The organism is Sphingomonas sp. Xoc002 (assembly GCF_050408055.1).
Taxonomy (GTDB): domain Bacteria; phylum Pseudomonadota; class Alphaproteobacteria; order Sphingomonadales; family Sphingomonadaceae; genus Sphingomonas; species Sphingomonas yabuuchiae.
In genome coordinates this window covers 2,633,635-2,647,318 of sequence record NZ_CP191175.1, presented here as the reverse complement: position 1 = coordinate 2,647,318, position 13,684 = coordinate 2,633,635, and the positions used below count along the sequence as shown (strand labels likewise).

Annotated in this window: 13 protein-coding genes; 6 read left to right on the top strand and 7 right to left on the bottom strand. The window is 68.1% G+C overall.

The annotated features are described in order from the left end of the window. Positions 1–385 precede the first annotated feature (385 nt). The 3 genes from mqo (at position 386) to ACQR50_RS11965 (ending at position 3,868) form a co-directional block, all read left to right on the top strand. Positions 386–2,137, top strand: coding sequence for a malate dehydrogenase (quinone) (mqo, locus tag ACQR50_RS11975; protein WP_428968490.1), 1,752 nt, complete (start codon positions 386–388; stop codon positions 2,135–2,137). 141 nt (positions 2,138–2,278) lie between these two features. Next, positions 2,279–2,773 (top strand): GAF domain-containing protein, encoded by a 495-nt coding sequence (locus ACQR50_RS11970; protein WP_428968489.1) that lies wholly within the window; start codon positions 2,279–2,281, stop codon positions 2,771–2,773. Between the two features lie 117 nt (positions 2,774–2,890). Next, on the top strand, positions 2,891–3,868 hold the full coding sequence (locus ACQR50_RS11965) for an RcnB family protein (protein ID WP_428968488.1): 978 nt from the start codon (positions 2,891–2,893) through the stop codon (positions 3,866–3,868). 110 nt (positions 3,869–3,978) lie between these two features. Here the strand turns inward: ACQR50_RS11965 and ACQR50_RS11960 are convergent, their stop codons facing one another. Continuing rightward, on the bottom strand, positions 3,979–5,241 hold the full coding sequence (locus ACQR50_RS11960) for a M20/M25/M40 family metallo-hydrolase (RefSeq protein ID WP_428968487.1): 1,263 nt from the start codon (positions 5,239–5,241) through the stop codon (positions 3,979–3,981). A gap of 170 nt (positions 5,242–5,411) precedes the next feature. Between ACQR50_RS11960 and ACQR50_RS11955 the strand changes: the two genes are divergently transcribed. Beyond that, positions 5,412–5,789: a hypothetical protein gene (locus ACQR50_RS11955; RefSeq protein WP_294243733.1), complete on the top strand. Its 378-nt coding sequence runs from the start codon at positions 5,412–5,414 to the stop codon at positions 5,787–5,789. A gap of 75 nt (positions 5,790–5,864) precedes the next feature. On the opposite strand, the gene ACQR50_RS11950 is transcribed toward ACQR50_RS11955, so the two are convergent. The 6 genes from ACQR50_RS11950 to ACQR50_RS11925 all read right to left on the bottom strand — a co-directional run bounded on the left by ACQR50_RS11950 (position 5,865) and on the right by ACQR50_RS11925 (position 10,015). Continuing rightward, entirely contained in the window at positions 5,865–6,731 is an 867-nt protein-coding gene (locus ACQR50_RS11950) for a manganese catalase family protein (RefSeq protein ID WP_428968486.1), read from the bottom strand. Between the two features lie 50 nt (positions 6,732–6,781). Continuing rightward, on the bottom strand, positions 6,782–7,303 hold the full coding sequence (locus ACQR50_RS11945) for a ferritin-like domain-containing protein (RefSeq protein WP_056434062.1): 522 nt from the start codon (positions 7,301–7,303) through the stop codon (positions 6,782–6,784). A 26-nt stretch (positions 7,304–7,329) separates the two neighbouring features. Then, on the bottom strand, positions 7,330–8,187 hold the full coding sequence (locus tag ACQR50_RS11940; protein WP_076716881.1) for an SDR family oxidoreductase: 858 nt from the start codon (positions 8,185–8,187) through the stop codon (positions 7,330–7,332). A 75-nt stretch (positions 8,188–8,262) separates the two neighbouring features. Beyond that, positions 8,263–9,087 (bottom strand): hydrolase 1, exosortase A system-associated, encoded by an 825-nt coding sequence (locus ACQR50_RS11935; RefSeq protein ID WP_428968485.1) that lies wholly within the window; start codon positions 9,085–9,087, stop codon positions 8,263–8,265. Next, entirely contained in the window at positions 9,075–9,770 is a 696-nt protein-coding gene (locus tag ACQR50_RS11930; RefSeq protein ID WP_428968484.1) for a hypothetical protein, read from the bottom strand. The genes ACQR50_RS11935 and ACQR50_RS11930 overlap by 13 nt, the downstream gene beginning before the upstream one ends. After that, positions 9,767–10,015 (bottom strand): acyl carrier protein, encoded by a 249-nt coding sequence (locus ACQR50_RS11925; protein ID WP_428968483.1) that lies wholly within the window; start codon positions 10,013–10,015, stop codon positions 9,767–9,769. The genes ACQR50_RS11930 and ACQR50_RS11925 overlap by 4 nt, the downstream gene beginning before the upstream one ends. 873 nt (positions 10,016–10,888) lie before the next feature. Here ACQR50_RS11925 and ACQR50_RS11920 point away from each other — a divergent pair. Further along, positions 10,889–12,379, top strand: coding sequence for an acyl-CoA ligase (AMP-forming), exosortase A system-associated (locus tag ACQR50_RS11920; protein ID WP_428968482.1), 1,491 nt, complete (start codon positions 10,889–10,891; stop codon positions 12,377–12,379). Beyond that, positions 12,376–13,596, top strand: a complete 1,221-nt coding sequence (locus tag ACQR50_RS11915; RefSeq protein ID WP_428968481.1) for a pyridoxal-dependent decarboxylase, exosortase A system-associated — start codon at positions 12,376–12,378, stop codon at positions 13,594–13,596. The genes ACQR50_RS11920 and ACQR50_RS11915 overlap by 4 nt, the downstream gene beginning before the upstream one ends. Positions 13,597–13,684 lie beyond the last annotated feature (88 nt).

Sequence of the window (13,684 nt, the reverse complement as noted above, 5' to 3'; positions counted from 1 at the left end):
ACGGGCCGTGCAAGCGGGCCGCTTATGGCTTTTTGAGCGGTTTGCCGAACAATCGTCCGAAGGGGTGAGCGGAAAACAGCACGATGCATAACGCGCTTTATATATTGAGATGCATTATCTACAATAAGGTGCAAATGGGCAATGATCGTCTTGACGATTGCGCCGACAAAGCCGCTAAAAGGCGGAATGGCCCGACATGGACAGCCGATGATACTCGGCTATGCGGGATGACAGGTACATGGAAATCGAACGTTAGGGTGAGGATCGGAAGGCCGGTTGCGGCCGCTTTTCCGCTCGCGCGATCGCGGCTTGCGGAAGGGCGGCGCCCGGATTTGGACATCGCGGCCATGCCGTTCGTCGCGACCATCGGTCGCCGACAGCACGGATGACCCCAATCGAGAAGGCGTCGAACATGCAGAGTGACGATCGAAACCAGCGCAGCCGGGCGCGCGCTCCCGAAGCGGTTGGCCAGGGCGGGATCACCCGGCGGGCGATGATGGGCTCCGCGCTGGCGGCCAGCACGGCGGCGGTCGCGCCCTTTGCGGCGGAAGCGGCGGGATCGGAGCAGAAGGTCGACGTCCTTCTGATCGGCGGCGGCATCATGAGCGCGACGCTGGGCGTCCTCCTGCGCGAACTGGAGCCGAGCTGGACGATCGAGCTGGTCGAGCGGCTGGACAAGGTGGCGGAGGAAAGCTCCAACGGCTGGAACAATGCGGGCACCGGCCACTCGGCGCTGTGCGAGCTGAACTATACGCCGGTCAACGAAGCGGACGGCAAGGTCGAGATCAAGAAGGCGATCGAGATCAACGAGCAGTTCCAGGTCACGCGCCAGTTCCTCAGCCACCAGCTGCGTACCGGCGTCCTGAAGAATCCGCGCAGCTTCATCAACTCGACCCCGCACATGAACCTGGTGTGGGGAGACGAGAATGTCGCCTTCCTCCAGAAGCGTCATGCCGCGCTGCTCGCCAGCCCGCTCTTCTCGGGCATGGAGTTCACCACCGATCCACGCCAGATCGCCCGGTGGGTGCCGCTGATGATCGAGGGGCGCAAGGCGGGGCAGAAGATCGCCGCGACCCGATCGGTGCTGGGCACCGATTGCGAATGGGGCGAGGTGACGCGTCAATATATCCGCGCGCTTCAGGGGCAGCCGGGCGTGACGCTGACCACCGGCCATGAGGTCCGCTCGCTCGAGCGCAATGCCGATGGCAGCTGGCGCGTGACCGCGCGCGATCGCAAGACCGACGAAAAGCGCATCATCACCGCACGCTTCGTCTTTGCGGGCGCGGGCGGCGGTGCGCTCCCCATCCTCCAGAAGTCGGGCATTCCGGAGGGTGACGATTATGCCGGTTTCCCGGTCGGCGGATCGTTCCTGGTTACCGAGAATCCCGCCATCGCCAAGCGCCACATGGCCAAGGTCTATGGCAAGGCCTCGACCGGATCGCCGCCCATGTCGGTGCCGCATCTCGACACCCGCTATCTGAACGGCAAGCAGGTGCTGTTGTTCGGCCCCTTTGCCACCTTCTCGACCAAGTTCCTGAAGGAAGGGTCCTATTTCGACCTGCCCAAGTCGGTGACGCTCGACAATTTCCGCCCGATGCTGTCGGTCGGCTGGGACGAGTTCTCGCTGGTCGAATATCTGGCGGGTCAGCTGATGATGAGCCAGGAAGACCGGATGAACGCGCTGCGGGAATATTTCCCGAACGCCAAGGACGGCGACTGGCGGCTGTGGCAGGCCGGGCAACGGGTGCAGATCATCAAGCGCGACCCCGAAAAGGGCGGCGTGCTGAAGCTGGGCACCGAAATCGTCGCGTCGAAGGACGGCTCGATCGCGGCGCTGCTGGGCGCGTCGCCGGGCGCCTCGACCGCGCCGTCGATCATGCTCAACCTGATCAAGAAGGTGTTCCCCGATCGCCTCGCGACCCCGGCCTGGCAGGCCAAGATCCGCGAGATCGTACCTAGCTATGGCACCGCGCTGAACGAGGATCGCGACCTGCTGGCGCATGAATGGGCGGCGACCGCCGAGACGCTGCAACTCGCACTCGCCCCGCCGCCGGTCAGCGCACCCTCGACCACGGAAGCGCCGCGCCCCGAAGCGACGCGGGTCAGCCCGAACCGCCATCCCGATCTGGCGCTCTGATCGGTCGAGCCATAGCGCCACGTTTTTCCCTCGCCCCTCTTTGAGGGGAGAGGGAAAGAGTGTCGATAGGCTCGGGAAACCACTACCAAAACCAATCGCCCGGGGATGACGGACGGCGCACATCGTCCTACATCCCCCACCATGTACCAGTTCGACATCGCCGCCGGATCGAAGGCGGAGCTTTACCGGGACCTCCACGCCGCGCTCGACGCGTTGACCGCCGGGGAGGGGGATGCGGTCGCCAACATGGCCAATGCCGCTTCGCTCATCTGGCAATATCTGCCCGATCTCAACTGGGCCGGGTTCTACCGTATGGTCGGTGGCGAGCTGGTGCTCGGGCCGTTTCAGGGCAAGGCGGCGTGCATCCGCATTCCGGTCGGCAAGGGTGTGTGCGGTACGGCCGTCGCCGAGGCGCGGACGCAGCGCGTGGCCGATGTCCATGCTTTCCCCGGCCATATCGCCTGTGATGCCGCCAGCCGGTCCGAACTGGTCGTGCCGGTCCTGCTCGACGGCACGGTGATCGGCGTGCTCGACCTCGACAGCCCCGAGCCCGGCCGGTTCGACGAAGAGGATCAGACGGGGTGCGAGGCGCTGATGGCGCTGCTCGCCCCGCGCCTCGCGGCGATGGCGGGCTGACCCGTTTCGGGACTTTCGGCGCCGCTATCGATGGGGGCAGGGCGCTGATATCAAACCTTGTTCCGGTTTCGGCGTTGAGGGGGGTGTCGCCGTATTGAACAGGGGAATATATTTGCCATGCGAAGCTCGTCGCGCCTGATCCTCCTGACCCTTTCCATGGTCGCCAGCGTGCCCGCCATGGCGCAGGCCGGGGCAAGCTACCCCCGTCCCGGTTTCGCCCCCGAGCGGCCGCCCGTGCCGATGCGTGCGCCAACGCCGGTCGTTCGGACCGACTCGGTCGGCGTACCGGACGCGCGGGGGAACCGCTGGGGCAGCCGGGTCGGCGGACGCTGGTGGGGCGGGGCGAACGCGCCCGGCGGCTGGCCCGCCTATCGCCGCCCGGTGCGTGGCATGACCGTGCCCTCCTATTGGACCGATCGACGCTTCGGGGTGGAGGACTGGGCGGTCTATACCCTGCCGCAGCCGCCGGTCGGTTATCGCTGGTCGCGTTATTATGACGATGCGGTCCTGATCGACCAGCGCGGGTCGGTCTATGACAGCGTGTACGGCGTGAACTGGGACGGGACGCCCGACTATGCAGGCGGACCCTATGCGCCCCCGCCGCCCCCCGTTCGGCGCGATAACGGGCTGGGTGGCGCCGCGATCGGTGCGGCCGCGGGCGGCGTGGCGGGCAATCTGATCGCCGGGCGCGGAAACCGCCTGGGCGGTACGCTGATCGGTGCGGGCGTCGGGGCGGCGGCGGGCTATGCCATCGACCGGGCCGAGGATCATGGGCGGCGCGTGGAGCCGGGCTATGACGATTACAGCTATCAGGATTCGTATGCGCCGCCTCCGCCGCCGCCCGCCATGGGACGGCGCGTGGTGACGCGGGACGGCACGACCGTCACCACCACGACCACGGTGGGCACGACCGGTATGCTGCCCCCTCCGCAAGCCGGTTATTATGCGGACGGTTATTATTATCCGGCTCCCACGGCTACCACGATTGTGGTACAGAGCGCTCCTGTCATTACCACGACGACGACCACCACGACCGAAGTGGTGCGTTCTGCCCCACGACGTGCGCGGGTCCGCAGCACGCTGGTCCGTCGCTGACGCCTTCCCCCAGGGGGGATTTCAGCCCGAGAGACGCCGGGCTGGAAAACGGGATGCCGCTCCGACTCTCCCGCGGGGCGGCATCCTTTTCATATCCGACCGATCGCCGTTCAGCGGCCGCCGAAGGTGACGAGGCTCTCCGCACCGTCCGCCGCCACTGCCGAAACGCCGACGAAATGGTCGTCGACCGGGACCTGGGTCAGCACCGTCTTCGTCTCGGTCACGTCGCGCGACTCGCTCCACTGGGCGGTGTCGTTGCGCCGCCAGTGGACGCGGTAACGCACCGCGCCGGGCACCGCCGCCCATTCGACCTGGGTGTCGCGGGATAGCGCGCCGCTGATCGTCACCTTGTCCGGCGCGGCCGGGGCGGCGGCCAGACGACCCAGCGTGGCGATGTTGATCGCCGTCACCTTCGCCAGATAGGGGAAGTCCATCTTGTCGATGGTGTCGCCGAACGCGACCGTCCCTTCCTTTCGCAGGTCCTGGTGCTGCGCGTCCCAATCCTCGTTGGCGACCGAGAAGCGGACGGCGGGATAGCCGAGCTTCAGGAACGGTTCGTGATCGCCGCCGCGCCCGAAGCGGTCGGGCCGCCGGTCGAGGAACACGTCGAGGCCACCGAGCTTGTCGGCCACCCCGTCGATCGCCTTGGCCAGCGCGCGGCTGGGGCCGTCATCCTCGCCGCCATTGCCGCGGCGCTGGATCTGCTGCGGCAGGTCTTCCGAGGCGCGGATGCCCTCGGAGAAGACGCGGACCCAGCGCGCCTCGCGCACGCCGCCTTGGCCGAGCGTATTGCCGACGATATCGTTGTTGAGCATCGCCGAGACGCGCCAATTGCGCAGCCGGGCTGTGTCGGCGAGCAGCGTCGCGCCCCACAATCCCTGTTCCTCGCCCGAGAAGACGGCATAGACGATGGTCGCGTCGAACTGCTGCTTCGACAGATGGCGCGCGGCTTCCAGCACCAGCGCCACGCCCGAGGCGTCGTCATTGGCACCCGGCGCGTCCGAGGTCGCGTCCATCACATCGGTGACGCGGCTGTCGATATGCGCGCCGACGATGACCACACGGTTCGGGTCGCGCCCGCGCTGGATGCCCAGCACATCCTCGACCATCACGCCGTTCGGCGCGCGCGGGCCGGTAAAGCGGCGATTGATCCGCTCCACGGTGATGCAGCCGTTACAGCCCTGGCCGATCGTCTCGAATTGCTTGGCCGCCCAGTCGCGCGCCGCGCCGATGCCGCGCTTGGGATCGGTGGTGGTGGAGGCGGTGTGACGCGTGCCGAAGCCGACCAGGGCTTCGACATCGGCCTTCAGCCGGGCGGGGGAGGGAGCGGCGGCGGGCGTCGCGGCGGCGGCGAGCAAGAGCGGGAGGATCATCGCGCCAGACTGGCCGAGTGGCAATGCGCAGGCAAGAGCCGGATTTGGCGGGCAAAGCGCTTCCGCCTGCTGTGTCAGTGCCGGCAACTGATTGATCTGGGTGGATTTGTGGACCGTCACTGGCGTGTTCACGTTGGCTTTTGACGCATGACAGCCATGGAGGAACCATCATGAACGCCAAATCCGTCAGTCTGGGCCTTGGCCTGTTCTCGCTCGCCTTGGGAGCCGCCGAACTGCTTGCCTCCCGCCGCATCGCCGAGCGCCTGTCGGTGCCGGGCGGGGCAGGGACCGTCAAAGCCTATGGCGTGCGCGAGGTCGCCGCCGGGGTCGGGCTGGTCCAGGCGCCTGCCCATTCGGCGCGGGTGTGGAACCGGGTGATGGGCGATCTGCTCGATCTGGGGACTCTGGCCGTCTCCGCGCGTCGTTCGCCGCGCGAGAAGGCGGTCTGGGGTGCGATCGGGTTCGTGGCCTTCGCCACCGCGCTCGACGTGCTGACCGCGCGGGCGCTGGATCGCACGACGGGCAAGACGATGCCGGTCGGGGCCTGACGCGAAGACCGCCCCGGACCATGCGGCCCGGGGCGGTCCTTTATTCCTCCCCTGCAAGGGGAGGAATGTACTGGCCTACGCGACCGGCCGCTCGCCGATCTGTTCGGCCTGGGCGCCACTGTCGGGGCGTGCCGGGCCGAGGACCGGTTCCTCGCCCATGGGTTCGTTGCGGAACACGGTGAACTCGCCCCTGCCGTCGACGCTCGGTCCCTGGGTCCAGCGGCCTTCGGGATAGGTGCCGTCGACCGAGGTGACGAAGAAGTCGTAATTGTGATCCTGGCTCTCCTTCGCTTGCGGGAAGGAGTTGGGGATGGGTAGCGACGCCTGTTCGCCCAGTTCCTCGATCACGGCCAGCCATTGCTCCTGGTGCATGGTGTCGCGCGCGATCATGAAGTGGAGCATGTCCTTCATGCCCTGATCATGCGCGGCATTGTAGAGGCGGGTCGCCAGCACGCGGCCGGTGCTTTCGGCGGCGACGTTGCAGTACATGTCGGCGGCGATGTTCCCGCTGGCATAGATATGGCTCATGTCGAACGGCACGCCGTCCGAGTCCGATGGATGCGCCGCCAGCCCGGTCGACAGGATATGCTTGTGCAGCGTTCCCTCGATCGCATGCCGTGCATTGCCGCCGCCCATGACCGCACCGACGATGCCGTCCGCCGCGCCCTCTTCCTGAAGCGAGGCGGGGGCCTTGTCGAGATTGAGCGCGACGGCGGTCGCCAGCATCTCGATATGCCCGATCTCCTCGGTGGCGGTGTGGAGCAGCATGTCGCGGTATTTGGGCGTCGGGGCACGGTTGCCCCAGGCCTGGAAGAAATACTGCATGCAGACGCGGATCTCGCCCTCCACGCCGCCGATCGCCTGTTGCAGCATACGCGCGAACAAGGGGTCGGGGCTTTCACAGCGGACGGGATATTGCAGGCGTTTGTCGTGATAATACATGATCGGCCTCGCTTGGTCGGAGATGGGGCTGGGTCGGTGATGGGGGGAAATCAGTGGCTGGCGGTTTCACCCGCCGCGCGCCGTTCGAGATAGCGGCGGGTCAGCGCGGCGTTGTTCTCGTCGACCCAGGCCGCCATCGACAGTTCCTCGTTCAGCGACTGGGTGAGCAGCGGCGTGGCGCTGCCGAAGCCGCCGACATCGGCGATGGTGATGAGCGACTTGTAACTGGCCGCCTCGAAATTCTCGAAGGCGAAGTTCGCAAAGCTGTTCTTCAGGATTTCGTCGGGCGCGAAGGTGTGGCCCAGCGCCGCCATATTGCCCGAGAAGCTGAGCGCCGCGTCCTTCAGCATCGAGCGGCTCTCGTTGAAGCCGTCCAATATGTCCTCCAGCCGGACGATCTGCTGTTCGGTTTCGCCCCGATGCATCCGCAGGTGATCGGCGACATCCGGATAGTTGGACAGGTGATCGAGTTGCCGGTCGATCAGCGCCAGCGCCTGATGCTCGACGGCATGGGCGTTCTTCAGCCCGGCGACGAACACCGCCGCGACGACGTCATTGGGTAGGGTAGCCATGGATCATCGCTCCTTCGCGTTGAGGATCAGAGGAAGGGGGTGCCGCCGGTGACGGGGATGGTCGCGCCGCTGATGTAGCTGGCCTCCCCGCTCGCCAGCAGGACGTAAGGGGGGGCGAGTTCGGCGGGTTGCGCGGCGCGCCCCATCGGCGTCTGTTCGCCGAAGCTCTTCACCGCCTCGGGCGGCATGGTGGAGGGGATCAGCGGGGTCCAGACCGGGCCCGGTGCCACCGCATTGACCCGGATGTTGCGCTCGGCGAGCATCTGGGCCAGCCCGGCGGTGAAATTGTGGATCGCGCCCTTGGTCGTCGCATAGGCGAGCAACTGCTGGTTGGGCTTGTCGGCGTTGATCGAGGTCGTGTTGATGATCGACGCGCCTTCGCCCATGTGCGGCAGCGCGGCCTTCACCAGATAGAACATCGCATGGATGTTGGTGGCGAAGGTGATTTCCCACTCCTCGTCGCTGATGTCCTCGACCGCCTGGAAGCTCGCCTGGTGCGCAGCGTTGTTCACCAGGATGTCGACCCGGCCGAACGTCTGGACGGCGCGCTCGACGATGGTGCGGCAATGCGCCGGATCGCTGACATCGCCGGGGATCAGCAGCGCCTTGCGGCCCGCCTGTTCGACCAGCCGCTGGGTCTCGGCGGCGTCTTCGTCTTCGGACAGGTACGAGATCACGACGTCCGCGCCCTCGCGGGCAAAGGCGATGGCGACCGCGCGGCCGATGCCGCTGTCCGCGCCGGTGATGATCGCCTTCTTGTCGGTCAGCTTGCCATGGCCGACATAGCTATGCTCGCCATGGTCGGGGCGCGGGTCCATCGCCTCGGTCTGGCCGGGCATGTCCTGCTGTTGTTCGGGCTGGGGTGGGGTAGGGCGTTCGTTCATGGACCGTCTCTCCTTGCCCCATCCAATGGGCGGGGCAGGGAGGCGTTCCGGAAAAAATCCTGATCTTAAAACGCGTTAATCTGTATTTTCGAGTTCCGTGTCCCCGTCGTGCAAAGGCGTCGCTCCGTCCGATCCGGCCCGTGCCAGATGATCGAGGATCACCTTTTCCAGCGCGTCCATCGCATCGGCATAGCTGTGCGAGTCCGTTGCTAGCGTCTCGATGGCAAAGCCGTGCCCGCGTGCAGCGGCGCGGAAGGCGACGCCGGTCGCATCGCCCTGCGCCACGATGATCGCCGCATCCTCGGCCCAGCCATGGATCGCGCGGATCAGCGGTGCGGCGGTCGCGTCGAGGGGCGAGGGGGCGGCGGCGATCTTGGTCAGCCCCTGGCGTAGCTTGCCCAGATCGACCGCGCCCCGCGCCAGCCGCAGCCATTCGGCCGGGTTGAGCAGCTTCTTTGCATAATGGCGGCGGATCGCGGCGGCGGGGGGCAGCGCGTCGGGCTCCTCCGACAACCACGGGTTGGAGAGCAGGACCTTGCCGAACCCGGCCTCCGCGCCGAACATCGCCAGCGCGGCGGCGGCATCGCAATTGCCGAAGCCGACGATCCGGCTCAGGTTCGCGGCATCGGCAAAGGCGTCGACGGCGGCGGCGATATCGGGGCCGCTCGCCTCCCAGCCGCCATTGGCACCCTCGCTGTCGCCGACACCGCGCCGGTCGAAGCGGAATACCGGATAGCCATGGGCCGCGATCCGTGCCGCCAGCATCGCCTGGCCCCGGTGCGCGCCCATGCGTGGCTCGTTGCCGCCGGAGACGATCATCAGGCCGGTGTCGCGGTCCGCTTCGTCCAGCGTGCCGATCAGCGTCGCGCCCTCGCAGGGAAAGGAGATCAGCCTTCGCATGACGCGATCCACTGCGCGATATCCTCGGCCAGCAGGGCGGCGAGTGCGGGATCTTCCTGCGGCTCGGCCCGGCGCCAGAGCGGGACCGCATCGATCACGCGGTCGGCGGGGGCACGGTCATGGCCCAGCCGCACGACGCGGCGCGGCACCCCCGGCTGGTCGTGGAGTTCGGCCCCCGCCAGCCCGGCAAGGAAATGCGGGGAGACCCGGTTGCCCGCGACCCGGACCGGCGACTCCGCGCCGAACACGCCATGCTCGTCGCCGCGCAGCCCGGCCGCCGCGCGCACGCGTATCACGTCGCGCAGCACCGCTTCGCCCGTCATCGGCGTCAGGTGCCAGCGCCCGGCCAGCAGCGCGAAGCCGTCGACCAGCGCGCCGCCCCGGATCGATACGGCGTAACAGGGCCGGTCGCCCAGCGCCTCGGCCGCCGCCTGATGCGCGTCGCGCCATTGCAGGATGCTGGCATTCTCGGTGGGGATCAGGCTCTCGCCCGTGCCCGGCCAGTCGGGCAGCGCACCGCCGATGCCGTGATCGGCCAGCCGCCGCAGCATCGCGACGGCTACGCTGCGCGTTCGGTTCGCTTCCTCCCAGAAGGGCAATGCAACCAGCACGACCGGTCCCTGCGCCGGGCCGAAGCGCAATATCGCCTCACGCCCGCCGGGCCAGTCATAATAGTCGATCAAGCGCCCGCCTTGGATTGCGCGAAGGCGACCAGCTGGCCGAACGTCTCCAGCATCTCGCCGTCGACCTCGTCATCCTCGATCAGGATGCCCAGGCGATCCTCCAACTCGGTCAGCACGCCCGCGACCGCCATCGAGTCCAGCTCGGGCAACGCACCGAACAGCGGCGTGTCCGCGTCGAAACCGTCTACGCGCTCGGCCGACAGACCCAGCACATCGGCCAGCACGCCGCGCACTGCCGCTTCCACTTGCCCGTTTGTCTGGAGTTCCAAACCCTGTCGCCCTGCTCTTTGTAATGTTTGCGACAGCGTTAGTGCGGTGGGGGGCGTTGGGCAACGGGTGTTGGCGTGACGTTTGGTGTCTAGGCAAGCGTCGGACACCCAAGCCCTCCCGCCTGCGGGAGGGGAGAGGTGGGGGGCAAGCGCACGGCCAGGCAAAGCCCCCTCCCGCAGGCGGGAGGGGGTTGGGGGGAGGGGAGGCGCTCGGTTTCCCTGTCCTGACGCTGGTTGGTTGCGGCCGGTTCGGGTGTCGGCTTTGGGGAAAGAGCATGAGACCCATGCCCTCCCCCGGCCCCTCCCGCCTGCGGGAGGGGAGAGGTGGGGGGCAAGCGCACGGCCAGGCAAAGCCCCCTCCCGCAGGCGGGAGGGGGTTGGGGGAGGGGAGGCGCCCGGTTCCCTGTCCTGACGCGGGTTGGTCGCGGCCGGTTCGGGTGTGGGCTTTGGGGAAAGTGCAGGAGACCCATGCCCTCCCCCGACCCCTCCCGCCTGCGGGAGGGGAGAGGTTTGGGGCGAGCGCACGGCCATGCAAAGCCCCCTCCCGCAGGCGGGAGGGGGTTGGGGGAGGGGAGGCGCTCGGTTTCCCGTCCTGACGCTGGTTGGTTGCGGCCGGTTCGGGTGTGGGATTTGGGGAAAGAGCATGAGACCCACGCCCTCCCCCCGGCCCCTCCCGCCTGCGGCAGGGGAGAGGTTTGGGGCAAGCGCACGGCGAGGCAGAACCCCCTCCCGCAGGCGGGAGGGGGTTGGGGGAGGGCTGGCGCCCGGTTTCCACTCTCGGCGCTGGTTGCTTCCGCGACTGCGGGGCGCCCGCTCGACTTTGCCGTGTCCGCACTGATAGATGGCGCGATGACCATCGATCCGTCCGCGTATCCGATCGACCATGCCTTGCGCGGGGCGGGCGATGCCCCGGCGTTGCTCGACCGCGAGGGCGGGCTGAGCTTTGCCGAGGCGGAGGAGGCGGTTGCGCGGCTGGCCGGATGGCTGGCGGCACAGGGCTTCGCCCCCGGCGCTCGGGTGGCGACGTGGCTGCCCAAGACGTGGCAATCCGCGCTGATGCCGCTGGCCGCACCGCGCGCCGGGCTGGTGCATGTGCCGATCAATCCGCTGCTGAAACGCGCACAGGTCGCGCATATCCTGTCCGATAGCGGGGCGGCGATGCTGCTGACCCATGGCCCCCGCGCCGCGACGCTGGAGGATGGTGACGTGCCCGGCGGCGTGGCGGTGATGACCGAGACCGGACAGGGCGATGCGCTGCCCCGTTCGACCGCAGAGACGGATTCGCTGGCGGCGATCCTCTATACCTCCGGCTCGACCGGTCGCCCCAAGGGGGTGATGCTGAGCCATGCCAATCTCTGGTATGGCGCGATATCGGTCGCGCAGTATCTGAAGCTGACACCCGACGACCGGGTGCTCGGTGTCCTGCCCTTCAGCTTCGACTATGGCCAGAACCAGCTTTTCTCGACCTGGGTCGCGGGGGGCGCGGTCGCGCCGCTCGACTATCTGACCCCGCGTGACGTGGTGAAGGCGGTCGTGCGTTACGGCGCGACGACGCTGGCGGGGGTGCCGCCGCTCTGGACGCAGTTGCTGGGTATCGACTGGCCCGAAGAGGCGGTCGCCTCGATCCGGCGACTGACCAATTCGGGCGGGGCACTGACGCCGCGACTGGTGCGGGGGCTGCGGGCCGTGTTCCCGGCGGCGGATCTTTATGCGATGTACGGCCTGACCGAGGCGTTTCGCTCGACCTATCTCGACCCTGCGCTGATCGACGCGCATCCCGATGCGATCGGCCGCGCCATTCCCTTTGCCGAGGTGATGGTTCTGCGCCCCGATGGCAGCCGGGCCGAACCGGGCGAGCCGGGCGAGCTGGTCCATGCCGGGCCGCTCGTCGCGCAGGGCTATTGGTGCGATGCCGAGCGGACGGCACAGCGTTTCCGCCCGACGCCGGATCATGCGCGCGCGGTCTGGTCGGGCGATACGGCGGTCGAGGGGGCGGACGGCCTGCTCCGCTTCGTCGGCCGCGATGACGAGATGATTAAGGTCTCCGGCAATCGGATCAGCCCGCAGGAGGTCGAGGAAGCCGTGCTGGCCGGTGGCGAGGCGCATGAGGCGGTCGCTTTCGGCATCGCCGACGAAGCGCAGGGGCAGGCGATCGTCCTGATCCTCGCCGGTGATCCCGTTCGCGAGCCAAGCTTGCGCGCGCGGCTGAAGCGCGACCTTCCCAATTTCATGCAGCCGTCGCACATCGCCTGGGCCGACGCGCTGCCCCGCAACGCCAATGGCAAGCTCGACCGCGCCGCGCTGCGCCGGGATTGGGCCGAGAAGGATAGAACGTCATGAAGCCGATGGGGCCGATCCCCCCCGAATTCGCCGCCCAGACCGGCGCGCTGACCATCGCCGGGCGGAGCGCCGAGACGTGGATGGAGGGCAGGGAAGGGCCGGTCTTCGTCTATGACCCGGCTATCGTCGCCAGCCGCGTCGCGCGGTTTCGCGCGGCATTCCCGTCGATCGACCTTCACTATGCGATCAAGGCCAATCCCTTCGTGCCGTTGCTGGCGGCGATGGCGGCGATGGTCGACGGGTTCGACGTCGCTTCGGCGGGCGAACTGGCCAAGGTCGCGCCGCTGGGCAAGCCGGTCAGTTTCGCAGGCCCCGGCAAGCGCGATGCCGAACTGACCGCCGCGATCCGCGCGGGCGTGACGATCAACCTGGAGTCGGAGGGCGAGGCGCGGCGTGCGCTCGCCATCTCGGACGGGCTGGGCATGCGTCCTCGTCTGGCGGTCCGGGTCAACCCGGATGTCGAACTGCGTGGCTCGGGCATGAAGATGGGCGGGCGACCTTCGCCCTTCGGCATCGATGCCGAGCGGGTGCCCGCACTGGTCCGCGAGCTGATCGCGGCGGGGGCCGACTGGCGCGGTTTCCACATCTATGCGGGCAGCCAGGCGCTCGATCCGCAGGCGATCATCGACACGCAAGGGGCGACCATCGCGCTTGCCGCGCGGCTGGCGGACGGAGCGGGGGCGACGCCGCCACTGGTCAATCTGGGCGGCGGGTTCGGCGTGCCCTATTTCGCAGGCGACAAGCCGCTGCCTGTCGAGACGGTCGGGGCGGCGCTGGAGCAGGCGCTGGCGGAACGGCCCGCCATTCTGGGCGACAGCCGTTTCGCGATCGAACTCGGCCGCTGGTTGGTCGCCGAGGCGGGCGTCTATCTGGCGCGCGTGATCGATCGCAAGGAAAGCGGGGGAGAGACCTTCCTGATCCTCGACGGCGGGCTGCACCACCAGCTGGCGGCCAGCGGCAATTTCGGCACCGTCGTCCGGCGCAACTATCCGCTGGCGGTCGCCCATGCGATGGGGGCCGAGCCGGTGGAGACGGTGTCGGTCGTGGGGCCGCTCTGCACCCCGCTCGACCGGTTGGGAGACCGGGTCGCGCTGCCGGTGGCGCAGGTCGGCGATATCGTCGCGGTGTTTCTGGCCGGGGCCTATGGAGCCACCGCCAGCCCTTCGGCGTTTCTGGGCCATCCCCCCGCTGCTGAGACGCTCGGCGCACCGGCATAACGCTCTGTTCACCTCTTGGGTGGCATAGCGACATTGCGCAATTTGCCTTTCGTCTCCGTATCCTGGGAGAGGAGGGGTTCAGGAGTAC